Source organism: Streptomyces sp. NBC_01235 (assembly GCF_035989285.1).
Classification (GTDB): Bacteria; Actinomycetota; Actinomycetes; order Streptomycetales; family Streptomycetaceae; genus Streptomyces.
This window is the reverse complement of the sequence record NZ_CP108513.1, coordinates 6,578,405-6,591,769: the sequence shown is the minus strand read 5'-3', so window position 1 is coordinate 6,591,769 and position 13,365 is coordinate 6,578,405. Positions and strand designations below refer to the sequence as shown.

Sequence of the window (13,365 nt, the reverse complement as noted above, 5' to 3'; positions counted from 1 at the left end):
TCACGACCCCGCCCCTCCTATTCGCTGCACGAGTGGCAGGACTTCTCGCATCGGCTTCACGAGGCGGGGCATCAGCCGTATTGCCTTGTGTGGCCCTGAGCCAGGGTTCTGCGGAGTTCGGACGGGGCTTTCGGGTCCCGTCCTTGTCGTTCGGCTCGGCAGCGCTGTTCACGACCGTGCCCGACCGTCGCCGTCCGATCCGGGTGTCCGGGGTTTGCGGTGCTTGCCGGTGCCGGATCCGGGTGGCTTCGGCCCCGGGGCCGAGGGCTCGATGACCTGCGGGTAGAGGACGGCCTTTGCCCGGCCAGGTTGGCGGCGACCCCGTACGGCTCCCACTTGTGGCCGTTCCACCTCTCGACAGCTCGGGGCTCGTCCGGGTTCAGCAGCGACCCCCTCGGGCCGTCGCCGGAGACAACGGGCACGGCTCGAAACCGGCCGATCTTCGCGTCACGGCGTTCCGCCCAGTCCTCCGGCGGCTCGTCGTCGCGTCGTGGAACTGCTCGTCGGTGAACTGACGCTGCTCGTGCTCCGGCAAGTGCACGCCCTGATTCATCCCTGCCGGCCCTCTTCGGATGCCCGCAATACTGCGCAGCTGGTGGCTCAGCCCGAACTGCTGAGCCATTTGTGCCGCCTGATCGAGGACGGACAGCCCATCATTCCGGGTCGCCGCATCCGACAGAAGGAAGTTCCCGCACGCGGTGTCCGGGCGTACCCGCTGCTTCGGGGAGTCGACCGTGCCCGGTGGTGCGCGCGATATCGATATCGATGTAGTGCAGGGCCTGCTCAGGCCACCGGCGCCGCAGTGTGCGAGCGCGAACTTCTGGTGACGCTGTCCGACACCGAGACAGAGGCCCTTGTCGTCCAGGCGGTGCGGGGCACCCCAGCCGCCCTGCTCGGCGTTCTCCAAGCCGTTCAGTCGCTGCGCTGACGCAACGACGCTGCGCCTGCCGTACGGAGCGACCCGCTGACCGCTGGCAGGACGAGGGCGAACACCTGCACGCATGAGACGTCTCAAGAACTTCGGGGAGCTAGGTCCGGGGCGTTCGCCGCCGGTCCTTCGGGGGACGTCAACGGCCTTGGGAATACGGCTGATAGAGCGGGCCCAGAGAATCGACAGCAGCAGACCGGCAAGCGGCCCGTCTTTCGCCATGCCATGAGCCGGCTGCGCCCGGTACGCGAAGTGACAGGTTCTGGTCAAAGGATGTCCAAGTGCGGGACGCCTCTCCTACCGCCCGTGATCGGGTCCCTGCGACGGCTGTATCAACGCCCGTTCTGGGAGGACCTGGTGTCAGCACCAACCCGTAGAAGACGATGGCTCACGATCTGCTCCCTCACCGCTTCCGCCGCCCTCGTCGCGATACCCGCAGGCGCCGCGCCCAGCGGGCGCAGCACCCCCTTCGGAGCCCGCGCTCTCGCCCAACTCGCCGCGGAACGCGAGCAGTCGGTCGGCGCACTCACCCCCAGCCTGAAGGGCGAGGACGGTGACGACGGCAACGAGGCCGACGAGATCGCCGAGGGCGCGGACCAGTACGCCGAGGCCCGCACCTCACCCGGTGTCGTCGCACCGGGCGCGTACGGCTCCGCCTGGCAGAGCCTGAGCAAGCTGCCCAGCACCGGCGGCAGTTGGCGGAACATCACCAACCTCCCCTACAACTCCGACGACCCGCGGTACCGCGACGTCGACTCCAACTCCAGCGGCGGCTCGGGCAACGTCACCGGCCGGATGGCGGCGATGGCCGCCGACGACGACGGGTACGTGTACGCGGGCAGCGCCGGCGGTGGAGTCTGGCGCTCACGAACCGGCGGCGGACGCTGGCAGCCCATCAGCGACCGGCTGCCCGCACAGTCCACCGGCGCGCTCGCCCTCGACGGGGCCGGGCGGCTGTGGCTGGGCACCGGCGAGGCGACGACCAACGCGGACGCCTACCTCGGCAGCGGCGTCTACGTCCTGACCGACCCGCACCACGGCACCTTCGCCTCCCGCAGCCGGGTCGGCGGCGACGAGCTGGAGAGCACCACCGTCCACCAGCTGCGCTTCGGCGGCGGCAAGGTGTGGGCGGCGACCAGCGAGGGCGTCTGGAGCCACTCCACGAGGAAGCTCACCGGCGCCTGGAAGCTGGAGTTCGCTCCCAACCCCGCCTTCCTGCCGGGTGGCTCGGAGGCCGACGACCCCGACGCCCCGTACAAGAACATCACCAACGACATCGCGATCGACCCGAAGAGCCCGGACAAGGTGGTCCTGGCGGTCGGCTGGCGCAGCGGTGACGACTACAACGGCTTCTACGCCAAGGGCTCAGGCGGTACCTGGACCCGGATCACCAGCGGCCTGGGTGACCTGCCGACCGACCCGGACGACGTCGGCAACGTCACCTTCGCCCGCTCCGCCGACGGATCCCGCTACTACGCCATCGACCAGTCGCCGGAGCAGCTGAACACCAACCCGGACAGCGGCCTGGAGGGCTTCTACGTCTCCAAGTCCGGTTCCCCGAACGGCCCTTGGACGAAGATCGCCGACTATCAGGGCCTGGCCGCCTCCGGTTCGGCGCTGACGTCCAGCGGCTACATGCCCGGCGTCCAGGCTTGGTACAACCAGTTCCTGACCGTCGACCCGGCCGATCCCGAGCACGTGTACGCGGGCCTGGAGGAGGTCTACGAGTCCAGGGACGGCGGCGGCACCTGGTCGACCGTCGGCCCGTACTGGAACTTCGGCTTCTCCTGCTGGAGCATCGACCCCGCCAAGCAGACCGGCGACTGCAACCAGACCACCCACTCCGACCAGCACGGCGTCGCGATCGGCCGCTACCACGGCAAGAGCTTCGTGTACGTCGGCAACGACGGCGGCGTCTACAAGCGCCCGGTCAACGGCTCCCAGGACGCCTCTGGTCACGCCACCGACTGGACCTCCCTCAACGACGGCACCATCGACACGCTCCAGTATTACTCGGTGGGCATCGGCAAGGACCTGGTCCACGGAGGCGTCTCGGTCACCGGTGGCCTCCAGGACAACGGCCAGTCGATCCTGCGCGGCAATGACCGTGTGATGGGCTCCGACTTCGGCGGCGACGGCGGCGACACGCTCACCGACCCGGCCAACGGCTGCAACATCACCGAGGAGTACGTCTACCTCGCGATCCAGGTGACTCAGAACTGTGCCGTCAACGACGGCAGCTGGATCAGCGACTCCAGCAGGGTCACGTCCTACAACGTCGCCCCGGCCGACAACGCCACCGCCGAAGCCCGCTTCATCGCCCCGCTCGCGGCCGACGCGAAGAGCCCGTCGACGTGGATCGCGGGCGGCCGCCACGTGTGGGTGCAGACCCACGGGTACGCCATCCGCAGCGGCTCGGAGTGGACCAGCGTGTACGACCTCGGCGCCGGCCACACCGCGACGGCCGTCGCGGCATCCGGCGGCAAGGTCTACGCGGCCTGGTGCGGCCCCTGCAACAACCAGGGCTTCGCGCGCGGCATCTCCGTCGGCAACGCGGACGGCACCGGCTGGCACGACATCACGCTCCCCGTGGACGGGACCGTCCCCAACCGCTACCTCAGCGGCTTCGCCATCGACCCGAAGAACGCCGACCACGTGTTCCTCACGGTCAACGGCTTCTCCCGGCAGTGGACCGAGGGCCCCGGCGCCGGCGTCGGCCACGTCTTCGAGTCCAAGGACGGCGGCACCACCTGGAAGGACATCTCGGCGAACCTCCCCGACGTGCCCACCGACTCCGCCGTCGTCACACCGAACGGCGGCCTGGCCGTCGGCACCGACCTCGGCGTCGTCTACCGCGCGCCGGGCCGGACCGGGTGGCAGCGCGTCGGCGACCTCCCGGCCGTCGCCGTCCTCCAGCTGAAGCTCAGCCCCGACGGCAGCACTCTGTACGCGGCCACGCACGGCCGCGGCATCTACACGATCAAGGTGCGGGACTGCGGCTGACCGTGATGTGGAGGGGCGGCCCGGCAGATCGCGGGGTCACCCCTCCTTCCCGTACGGCACCACACTCACGTACAGCGTGAACGCGACGCGCGCCGCACCCGCCACGTCCGGTGCCTTCGCCGACACACCGACCACGGCGGCACCGGCCCGGGTGCCCGCACACCGCAGCGAGACACGGGCCGTACCGTCGCTGCTCACCTGCCATCCGGACACCAGGACGAACACCGGTGCGGAGCTGTGTACGGCCGTCCACCGCTTGTCGTCCGCACGAGGCCGCAGGACCAGGGACACCACAGTCCCGGGCCGTACGCACAGCCGACGGTCGACGGCGGCACCGGGACCGACAGCGACGTCCACGCGCCCGGCGGCACAGCTCTCCAACGAAGCGGAGGACGCGGGAGTCGGCGCAGCCGAGGACGGCACCTGCGTCTGCGCACGGGTCGACGGCACCGCGGGGCTGCGGCTCCCCGACGGCACGCCCGGCGACCCACCGCCCGCCGACCCGCTGCACGCGGCCAGGACGACCACTCCGCCGGCCATCGACACCCCGGCCCACCACCACCGCATCCAGTGCCTCCCGGCCCGCGCGTGCACAACAGCGTCCCCTGTCGGCGCACAGAACGACACCATGTCGCCTGTTTCATTTCCCCCGACTCCACGCAAAGGCTTTACCCAAAGCCGGTGCCCTCCAGGAGGCGGCCGTCCGAGCGGGCATGCTCCCGAGCATGAGTCCGGCCGGGGGCCGACGGCGATCGAGCTTGCACAGGCGCATCCGACACCGAGGGCACATCCAGGGCACATGAGCCTGGGAAACGGCGCCGAGCAGTGAGAACCACCGAGAGGCGTTTCCGCAGGTAGCGCATATAACCGTTCCCGCGGCCAGGGGTGTGTGTCAGGGCCGGCCGTCGGCAGCGGGCAGGCCCACTCCGCCCAGGACGGTGAGGTCCGTGCGGTGCGGTGGGGACGACAGCAGCGCGAGGACATCTGCGGGGTCGGGACCGTCGGCGCGCGGCGGAGCGGCGAGGGCCGCCTGCGCACTGGCCTCGTCCCGCCAGACCTCGGTGACATGCACCGTGTCCGGATCGGCTGCGTCCTGGCTGATCAGATAGATCTCGCAGCCGGGGAAGCCGTGCAGCGTCTCCGCCACCCTCAGCAAGACGGCGGCGAGTTCGCCGCCCTTGCCCGCGTGCGCTGTCATGGTCATCAGTCTGCCGATCATGCTCAGACCAGGGTGGTGATGCAGAACGGGTGGCCTGCGGGGTCCAGGAGGACCCGCCACCGGTCAGGTTCCGGCTGGACGGCGGGCTCGACAGCCCCCAGAGCGAGCAGACGGGCCTGGCCGGCGTCCAGGTCATCGACGCCCAGTTCGATGTGGGCCTGCTTCTCCTGGGAAGGGTCCGGCCAGGTGGGACGCCGGTAGTCGGCCAGCCGGTTGAACCCCAGTCCGGCCGAGCCCTCCTGGCCGAGCAGGACGAAGTCGTCGGTGGAGTAGACGACGGGCAGGCCGAGGGCGTCGCCGTAGAAGCGGGCCAGTTCGGCGGGGTCCGGGCAGTCGAAAGTGACGGCCGAGTAGCGGATCGCGGGTGCGGACGTGTCTCCAGTGCTCATGAGGAAGACGCTATGACGGGACCAGGACAGATTCGGTCCTGGTCGTGCGGGACACTTCGGAACGTGATCAGCACATCCGCCCGCCTGCTGCGACTGGTCTCACTGCTGTCCGCGCGGCCGTCGTGGACCTGCGGCGAGCTGGCCGACCAGATGGCGGTCACCGACCGCACGGTGCGGCGGGACGTCGCCAGGCTCCGAGAACTCGGCTACGGAGTCGAGTCCGACCCCGGGCCGTGGGGCGGTTATCGCCTCCGCGCCGGAGCCCGGGTGCCGCCGTTGATCCTCGATGACGAAGAGGCACTCGCCGTGGCCGTCGGGCTGCGCGAGGCCGCGCTCAGCGGTGTTCTCGGCGGCGACCAGGCCGCGCTGTCGGCCCTGCTGAAACTGCGTCAGGTTCTGCCACGCCGGATCGCGGACCGGCTGGGCGAGATGGACGCCGCCTTCGTTCACACCGCAAGGCTCGACGAGCCGCAGATCGCGCCCGCCATGCTGTTGGAACTGGCCGGCGCGTGTCGCCGGGGCGAGCGAAGCCGCCTGTCGTACCGCGATCGGGAAGGGAAGGCCACGACCCGGGACGTCGACCCGTACCGTCTGGTGCACACGGGACGCCGTTGGTACTTCGTCGCCCGGGACGTGACGCGGGACGAGTGGCGTACCTTCCGGGCCGACAGGGTTGGCCGGATACAGCCGACCGGGCGCCCGGTGGAACTCATCGACCCGCCCGATCCGGCGCTGCTCGTCTCCCGCTCCATCGCGACCGGCGCCTACCCGCTCTACGTGACGATCCGTCTCCCTTTGCCTGTGGAGCAGGCGCTCGGGCTGGTCCCGCCGACGGTCGGTGCGCACCGTCCGGAAGGCCCCGACGCCACGATCGTCACCATCGGCGGTCCCGACGCGGACGGGCTCGCCAAATATCTCCTCAGCCTGGCCACACCACTGCGGGTCCTGTCACCGGACGATGTACGGGCTGCGCTGCTGCGCCGCACCCGGGAACTGTTCGAGGACAACGTGAACGATCAGCCCCGATAGCGAGACGTCTCACATGCTCTCCCCGACATCGCGTACATCAGGACTCGGGGCGGTCGACGACCGTGGCACGGCTCAGGACTTCTCGGAAGCTTCTCCGCCCAGAAGCAGCCCGAGTTCGGCGCGCTGCCCCTCCGTTACGCCGCTCCCCAGGACCTCCCCGGCGACTCCTACGTCGGGCCCGGCGGGCGCAACGGTGAGCGTCCCCGGGTCGAGAAGCGCACCGCACGCGAGCCGTCGTCGCCGTGGGCCGGTTCTGCCCGGCGTGGCGGCGGGCGACGGGCGAGCGGACGGATAGCCTCGTCCGGAAATGAGGGGATACGGGGGGAAATCGCCTGTCGAGTCGACGAGCCCAGGAGGACCCCATCGCCGGGACGAAGCCGGAGTCACCCGCCGCGTCCGCGCCGGGCAGCCAGCCCCCGGAAGCCGACCTGCTGCGGACGATGCTGAGTCGGCCCGAATACCTCAAGGCGCTGGTCTTCTGCGGTCTGATCGGGATTCCGGTGGCGCTGATCGCCTTCTGGTTCCTCGTGACGGTCAACCAGCTGGAGCGCCTGATCTGGACGGACTGGCCCAAGGACCTGGGCTGGAAGCAGGCACCGTGGTGGTGGGGGTTCCCCCTGCTGCTGGTGGCCGGTGTGGTCGTGGGGCTGGTGGTCGCGCGGCTTCCCGGGCGGGGCGGGCACATCCCCGCGGGCGGTCTGCACTCGGGCGGGGTCACGAAGGAGGCGCTGCCCGGTGTGCTCGTCGCCGCCCTGGTCGGCCTGCCGCTCGGCGTCGTGCTCGGTCCCGAGGCTCCGCTGATCGCCCTGGGCGGCGGTCTGGCCCTGCTCTTCGCGAGCTTCGTACGCGCCCCGCAGACGGAGGCGAGCACGGCGTTGCTCGGCGCGGCCGGTGCCGCCGCGGCCATCTCGGCGCTCTTCGGGAACCCGCTGGTGGGCGCGGTGCTCCTGATGGAGGTGGCCGGGGTGGGCGGACCGCAGCTGTTCGCGGTGATGCTGCCGGTCCTGCTGTCCAGCGGGGTCGGGGACCTGGTCTTCACCGGGTTCGTCCACTGGACCGGCCTGAAGACCGGGAGCCTGGACATCGGCCTGCCCAAGCCGCCGCCGCTGGACTGGGCGGACGTCCTGTGGGTGCTGCTGATCGCGCCGGCCCTCGCGTTCCTGATCCACTGGATCTTCGTCGGCGGGAGGTTCACGGCCGGCTTCGTGACGTCCCGGACGGTACGGAACACCACCCTGTGCGCGCTCGGCGTGGCGGGCTGCACCGCCCTCTACGCCGTCTCCACCGGCCGCTCCCCCGCCGAGGCCGCGCTGTCCGGGGAGAGCACGCTGGCCGAGCTCGCGCAGGACGCGCACGCCTGGTCGGTGGGCGCGCTCGTCGCGGTGCTGGTGTTCAAGGGGCTCGCCTACTCGCTCTGTCTGGGAAGCCTGCGCGGCGGTCCCGTCTTCCCGGCGCTGTTCCTCGGCGGGGCGGCCGGCGCCCTGCTGGCGCCGCTGCCCGGCTTCGGCCTGGTGCCGGCGATGGCGGCCGGGATGGCGGCGTCGGTGACGGCGGCCCTGCGACTGCCCGTCAGCAGCGCGGTGCTGGTCGTTCTCCTGCTGGGCAACGTGGACACGGTGGCGCTCGTGGTGCTCGCGGCGGTGGTGTCCTTCGTCCTGACCCAGCTGCTGCCGCAGGGCCCGGGCATCCCGGCGTTCAGTGGGCCACCAGCCGGTCGAGTACCTCGTCGAGGGTCGTCGCGGCCATGATGAGCGACAGATGGGTGAAGGCCTGCGGGAAGTTGCCCAGTTGCTCCCCGCTGGGGCCGATCTCCTCGGCGAACAGCCCGACATGGTGGGCGTACGTATGCATCTTCTCGAAGGTGCAGCGGGCCTGCGGGAGGGGCCCGGCCCGCGCGAGGGCGTGGGTGGGCGCGAACAGGAAGTGTCCGCCGCCGTCGTTGCCCAGCAGGGACGCGAAGACGCTGGGCGAGTCGAAGCGCGGTGCCGCGAACCGGTCGATCACCCCTTCGGACGTCAACGGGGCGGCGGTCTGGAGGTCCCCCCGGTCGGCACCGGGGCGGCGGTCTGGAGGTCCCCGATCAGTCCGTGCTCGGCGGTGGGCGGGTAGCGGTCCACGCCGGCGTTCCTCTCCCTCTCATGCCGCTTCGGCGGGGACCCTGCCCGCCTCGATGGCGTCGAGGAGGGCCTGGTGGTCCTTCTCGTTCTGGTCCGCGTACAGCTCGGCGAAGGTCGCCAGCGCACGGTCGAACACATCGGTGCGGCCCAGGTAGGCGGCGATCGCGATCCGGTCGCCGGACCGGGCGTGGGCACGGGCCAGCGTGACGCCGCACAGCTGCCCGAACAGGGCCATCCGCTTCGGCGACATGTTCTCGGCGATGGCGATGCCCTTCCAGTCCCTGAGCTGACGGACGTAGAAGTCCCGGCGGCGTCCGTCGATGCCGGTGGTGCGCTCCCAGCCGAGGAAGATGTCGCTGGTGGCCTGCATCAGCCGCTGTCCGGCGACGACCCGCTCGCCCTGGGTGCGGAACCCGCTGGCGCCGACGTAGGGCGCGAGCACCGACGCGTCGGCCTCCTTCGCCTGGATGAACAGCGGGTCCTCGTCGTCCTTGCCGAGCAGCAGCACGATCCAGCAGCGCGTTCCGACGCTGCCCACGCCGACGACCTTGCGGGCGATGTCGGCGACGCGGTAGCTCTCCAGCAGGAACCGGCGGTCGGACTGGAGGGACTGGCCGTACCGCTCGACGAGCCGGCTGATCTCCGTCTCCAGCGCGTGGTCCTCCGCCTTCGGCAGCAGGTTCTCGAGCCGGACCAGGAGCGGCGGGTCATTGGCGATGATGCGCTTTCCGTCGACGACGCGGGTGAGCTTGTCGAAGACCTGGAGCGTGTCGTGCTCCCGGGCCCGCTCCCGGGTCTCCGCCCAGCGCTCGCGGGTCTTGGCATCGAGGTCCACGCCGAACTGCTGCTGCAGCTCGTCCGCCTCGAAGCGGGTGTACCAGACGTCGAGATTGCCCAGCCCCGCGAACTTCCGCATCCCTTCGCGGTACGCCCGTACGGTCGCCCGCACCACGGACGCCCGCTCCTTGGAGCCGAACCCGTTGGCGCGGCCCGCGATGACCAGGCTGGCCGAGAGCCGCTTGACGTCCCACTCCCACGGGCCGGGCAGGGTCTCGTCGAAGTCGTTGATGTCGAACATCAGCCGGCGTTCGGGGGAGGCCAGCAGCCGGAAGTTCAGCATGTGCGCGTCGCCGCAGCACTGGACCCTGATGCCGGTGCGGGGGGTCTCGGCGAGGTCCGCGGCCATGATGGCGGCGGCTCCCCGGTAGAAACGGAACGGTGACTCGCTCATCCGCCCGTAGCGGATCGGGACGAGTTCCTGGACCCGTGTCGCGGACTGCTTCTCGATGATCTCCACCGGGTCGGTGCGCTTCGGCGGCGGCGTGAACTCGGCGTGCGCGGACCGGGGTACGGCGGTCCGGGCGGTCCTGCCGCGCTCGGCGCGCTCCGTCGGGGTGCGGTGGCGCAGGTCGTGGCCGGTGGGGTTGTTCTCGCTCATTGCAGACGCTCCACGATGTGGTCGCCGACGCGCAGGGCGTTGGCGATGGCCGTCAGCGACGGATTGACCGCGCCGATGCTCGGGAAGAAGCTCGTGTCGACGACGTAGAGGTTGTCGAGGTCGTGGGCCTTGCAGACCGGAATTCGGGGGCGCGGTACTTCCCCCTGCCGAAGACCGCGCCGGAATCCCGGTTGTCCCGCTCGCGGGGAAGACAGTCACCCCGTTCGAGAAGGGGAGCGCGTTTCCCGCTGGGAGCCGGCCGATGGGCGAGGGTTGCGCCGCCTGCGCCGGTGCCGATGACGTCGTAGTGCCGCGCCTCGGACATGCCTGGTCGGTCCCGTCGGATCGTCCTGCCGGATCGTCCCTGTCGGAGGAAGTGGTCGACCGCTATCCGTCTTCCAACGTATCGCCGGTGGATGGGCGCGGCGACTCGGGTCCGCCCAGGCGCCGCGCCACCGCGGGTTCGCGGGCGACGACCGCGCCGGCGTTGATGCAGAGGGCCACGACCACGCACAGCGCGATGAGCCACGACAGCAGGGTGAAGACGGCGCCCAACGAGCCGTACTTGTCGAGGCTGTGGTTGAGAGCCCGGGGCACGTACAGATCCGCGACCGAGGTGAGAACGCTCAGGGCCGTTCCCGTCAGGAGCGCGCCCGGCAGCAGAGGCAGCCATGGCACGCGGGCGGCCAGCAGCAGGTGCTGCGTCCACCACCACAGGCAGGTCTCGGCGACCAGCAGCAGCGGCAGGCCCAGCCACAGTCCGAGGCCGAAACCGTTCCGCAGGGTCCCCTGCACCGAGATCATGACCAGCCACGCGGCGAGCCACGCGATCCACCGCCAGGCGGCCACCCGCGCACCCGATTTCGGAAGGCTCCAGGCCCGCTGGCAGAGCCGTTGCATGGCACGACTGCACGCCGTGGCCGAGACCAGCACCATCAGCCCGCCGACGACACCGGTGGTCTCGCGCAGTTCGGACGTGTCCCCCTTCAAGACCTGATCCAGCTGGTCCTTCGCGCTTCCGGTCAGTCCGAAGACGTCACTCACGGAGGTGACGAGCTGGTCGCGCAGCGCCTGCGGGGCGACGGACGCCACCACGAAGAGCAGCGGTACGACGGTGAGAAACGTCTGGGCGGCCAGCCGGGTCGCGGAGTCCAGCACGTTCACCGAGATCAGATGCGTCATGAGATGCGTGATCACCGGAAACCGTGTCTCGGCCCGGACCCGCAGCCCGCGCAGCCGCGACCCGATCGCCGCACCCCGCGCACGCCACCGCTCCCGGCGGGACAGGGGAACCGGGAGGTCCCGTCGGGGCCCCGCGCCAGGCTGCATGCTGCCAGCGTGCCCCGGACCACGCCCTCCCGGCCTGCGGCGGGAGCCAGACGGGGGCCGAACGGGTGAGGACGGCAGCGCCGGCGCCCGCACACCCGAGGATCTGTGGGCCTGCGGCGGGCCGGTGACGACGAGGACATGAGCGAGACCGGCCACGGGGGCGGCGATGGTGCTTGGCCTGCCCGGATCTCTCTGTGGCAGGCGGCCGTGCTGACGCCGCTCCGCCGGCCGTGGGGGCTCGTGGCGGCGGGCGCGGCGACCGTGGTGGACGCCGACCTGTCCCACGGCTCCTCCTTCCTGGCCCTGTTCGGCTACTGCCCGCCGGCCACGAGCAGCCTGCCGGCGACGGAGGCCTACGCTGCGTTCGATTCGCCTCGGCGGCCGGCGAGACCGTACGGCCCGACCGCACCTCGCTCACGGCGGCCGGCACCCGCTCCGTCGTCAGCGTGCCCAGGGCCCCGGGCGGACGCGGCGCCGGGAGCCGTGTCCCGCAGCCGCCGGTACAGCGACCGGAAAGCCTCCTCGAAGAGGGGACCCCGGCCGTCGCCGCGGTGCGCCGGTGTCACGCCGGACCGGGGTCCAGGAACTCGCGCAGGGCGAAGGCGACCAGCACGATCACCGCCGTCCAGATCACGACCGCCATGGTCGGATAGCTCCAGGTGAACAGGACGATCGCGGCCACCGCCAGGATCACCGCACCGATCCACCCCTTGAAGCGGTGCACGAACCGGCCCACCGCACCCAGGCGCAGCCCCGTCGAGGTCGCCACCTCGCGCCCCGCGCCGATGCCCTTGGCGCAGAAGTGCCGGGTGAAGACGGCGGGCCGGGAGGGGCCGACGAGGAACGCGCCGAGCGCCGTGACCACGGCCAGCGCCCCGAGCGCCCGGATGCTGGAGCGCAGGAACCGCACCAGCGCGTCGAAGACGGAGCCCGCGGCGTCCGAGTTCGCCCCCGGCGGCAGGTGGTCCAGATACACGGCGCGGAACACGGAGAGCACCACGCCCAGGAGCACCATGGCGAGGAACACCCCGATCGCGGCCCCGATCAGCGCCCGCCGCCGGTGGGTGGCCAGGAACACGCCCCCGGCGGCGATCAGCACCGCGATGACCGGCAGCCAGTTGCCGACGATCTGGAGCACTCTCAGATACGACTTGATCTTGCCGACGTCCTTGCCCTCGACCACGACGAAGTCCGTGTGCACCTCGGGGATCTTCGCCGCCACCGCGAGTCCCGAGTCGACGAGCCGCTGCTTCACCTGGGCCACGATGGGCCCGACGTCGATGGCGACCTGGTTGTCCTTCAGCTGCACCGCGCCGCCGCCCGTGCCGGTCAGCGCCTTGTCGACGGCGCTGTGGGCCCGACGGTTGGCGTTCGTCCAGGCCTTCTCGAAGGCGGAACTGGAGACGACCTTCATCACGGTGCTGCTCACCAGTTCCTTCAGACCGCTGTTGATGGGGCCGCTCAGGTTGTTGATGAGGCTCGCGGCCTTCGGCGGCACGCCCTTCTGCGCCGCGGCCCGGCTCAGCTCCGCGACCAGGGCGTCCACGTCGATCTGCTTGAGTACGACGTTGGTGACGCGGGTGGTGACGGCCTGCTGGACGTCGGGGTCGGAGGCCAGCGGCGCCACGGTGGAGACGTAGCGGTCGGTGTCGCGGACGATGCTGTTCGCCCAGACCGCGACCACGGCGAGCAGGGACAGCAGCGACGCCAGGATGATCAGCAGGACCGACCCCAGCGCCCGCATCCGGTGCTTCGGCTCGTGCCGGGCGCTCTCCAACTCGCTCAGCCGGCGATGCAGTTCGTCCAGCTCCCTGTCCTTCTGGGCGAGCCGGCGTTCTTCGGCGGAGTCCCCGGAGGGGCCCTCCGGCCGTGGCGGGGGCGTATCGCTGCCAGTCATGTCTTCGAGGAGATCG

11 protein-coding genes and 2 pseudogenes are annotated in these 13,365 nt (G+C 71.0%); 3 read left to right on the top strand and 10 right to left on the bottom strand.

The genetic code is table 11. The annotated features are described in order from the left end of the window. Positions 1 to 71 precede the first annotated feature (71 nt). The gene (locus tag OG289_RS49780; protein WP_442819106.1) at positions 72 to 440 is read right to left on the bottom strand and encodes a DUF6087 family protein; all 369 of its coding nucleotides are present in this window, start codon (positions 438 to 440) and stop codon (positions 72 to 74) included. 113 nt (positions 441 to 553) lie between these two features. Beyond that, positions 554 to 826 (bottom strand): annotated as a pseudogene (locus OG289_RS49775) (hypothetical protein); the annotation flags it as partial. 459 nt (positions 827 to 1,285) lie between these two features. Between OG289_RS49775 and OG289_RS29535 the strand changes: the two are divergent. Beyond that, entirely contained in the window at positions 1,286 to 3,931 is a 2,646-nt protein-coding gene (locus OG289_RS29535) for a glycosyl hydrolase (protein ID WP_327317084.1), read from the top strand. A 36-nt stretch (positions 3,932 to 3,967) separates the two neighbouring features. Here OG289_RS29535 and OG289_RS29530 read toward each other — a convergent pair whose 3' ends face one another. From OG289_RS29530 to OG289_RS29520, 3 genes are all read right to left on the bottom strand, one after another. Continuing rightward, complete coding sequence (locus OG289_RS29530) at positions 3,968 to 4,498, bottom strand: hypothetical protein (protein WP_327317083.1); 531 nt, start codon at positions 4,496 to 4,498, stop codon at positions 3,968 to 3,970. A 325-nt stretch (positions 4,499 to 4,823) separates the two neighbouring features. Then, the gene (locus tag OG289_RS29525) at positions 4,824 to 5,150 is read right to left on the bottom strand and encodes a putative quinol monooxygenase (RefSeq protein ID WP_327317082.1); all 327 of its coding nucleotides are present in this window, start codon (positions 5,148 to 5,150) and stop codon (positions 4,824 to 4,826) included. A 2-nt stretch (positions 5,151 to 5,152) separates the two neighbouring features. Continuing rightward, positions 5,153 to 5,539, bottom strand: coding sequence for a VOC family protein (locus tag OG289_RS29520; RefSeq protein WP_327317081.1), 387 nt, complete (start codon positions 5,537 to 5,539; stop codon positions 5,153 to 5,155). A gap of 63 nt (positions 5,540 to 5,602) precedes the next feature. On the opposite strand from OG289_RS29520, the gene OG289_RS29515 reads away from it, so the two are divergent. Next, complete coding sequence (locus tag OG289_RS29515) at positions 5,603 to 6,568, top strand: helix-turn-helix transcriptional regulator (RefSeq protein ID WP_327317080.1); 966 nt, start codon at positions 5,603 to 5,605, stop codon at positions 6,566 to 6,568. Between the two features lie 440 nt (positions 6,569 to 7,008). Continuing rightward, positions 7,009 to 8,316: a chloride channel protein gene (locus tag OG289_RS29510; protein ID WP_327317079.1), complete on the top strand. Its 1,308-nt coding sequence runs from the start codon at positions 7,009 to 7,011 to the stop codon at positions 8,314 to 8,316. On the opposite strand, the pseudogene OG289_RS49770 reads toward OG289_RS29510, so the two are convergent. From OG289_RS49770 to OG289_RS29480, 5 genes and pseudogenes are all read right to left on the bottom strand, one after another. Next, positions 8,264 to 8,590: pseudogene (locus tag OG289_RS49770) on the bottom strand (glycoside hydrolase family 15 protein); the annotation flags it as partial. The gene OG289_RS29510 and the pseudogene OG289_RS49770 sit on opposite strands and share 53 nt — an antisense overlap. A gap of 114 nt (positions 8,591 to 8,704) precedes the next feature. After that, positions 8,705 to 10,123, bottom strand: coding sequence for a DUF2252 domain-containing protein (locus OG289_RS29495; RefSeq protein ID WP_327317078.1), 1,419 nt, complete (start codon positions 10,121 to 10,123; stop codon positions 8,705 to 8,707). Further along, on the bottom strand, positions 10,120 to 10,266 hold the full coding sequence (locus tag OG289_RS29490) for a GMC oxidoreductase (protein WP_442819105.1): 147 nt from the start codon (positions 10,264 to 10,266) through the stop codon (positions 10,120 to 10,122). The genes OG289_RS29495 and OG289_RS29490 overlap by 4 nt, the downstream gene beginning before the upstream one ends. A gap of 244 nt (positions 10,267 to 10,510) precedes the next feature. After that, on the bottom strand, positions 10,511 to 11,452 hold the full coding sequence (locus tag OG289_RS29485) for a YhjD/YihY/BrkB family envelope integrity protein (protein ID WP_327317076.1): 942 nt from the start codon (positions 11,450 to 11,452) through the stop codon (positions 10,511 to 10,513). Between the two features lie 562 nt (positions 11,453 to 12,014). Beyond that, positions 12,015 to 13,349, bottom strand: a complete 1,335-nt coding sequence (locus tag OG289_RS29480) for a hypothetical protein (protein WP_327317075.1) — start codon at positions 13,347 to 13,349, stop codon at positions 12,015 to 12,017. Positions 13,350 to 13,365 lie beyond the last annotated feature (16 nt).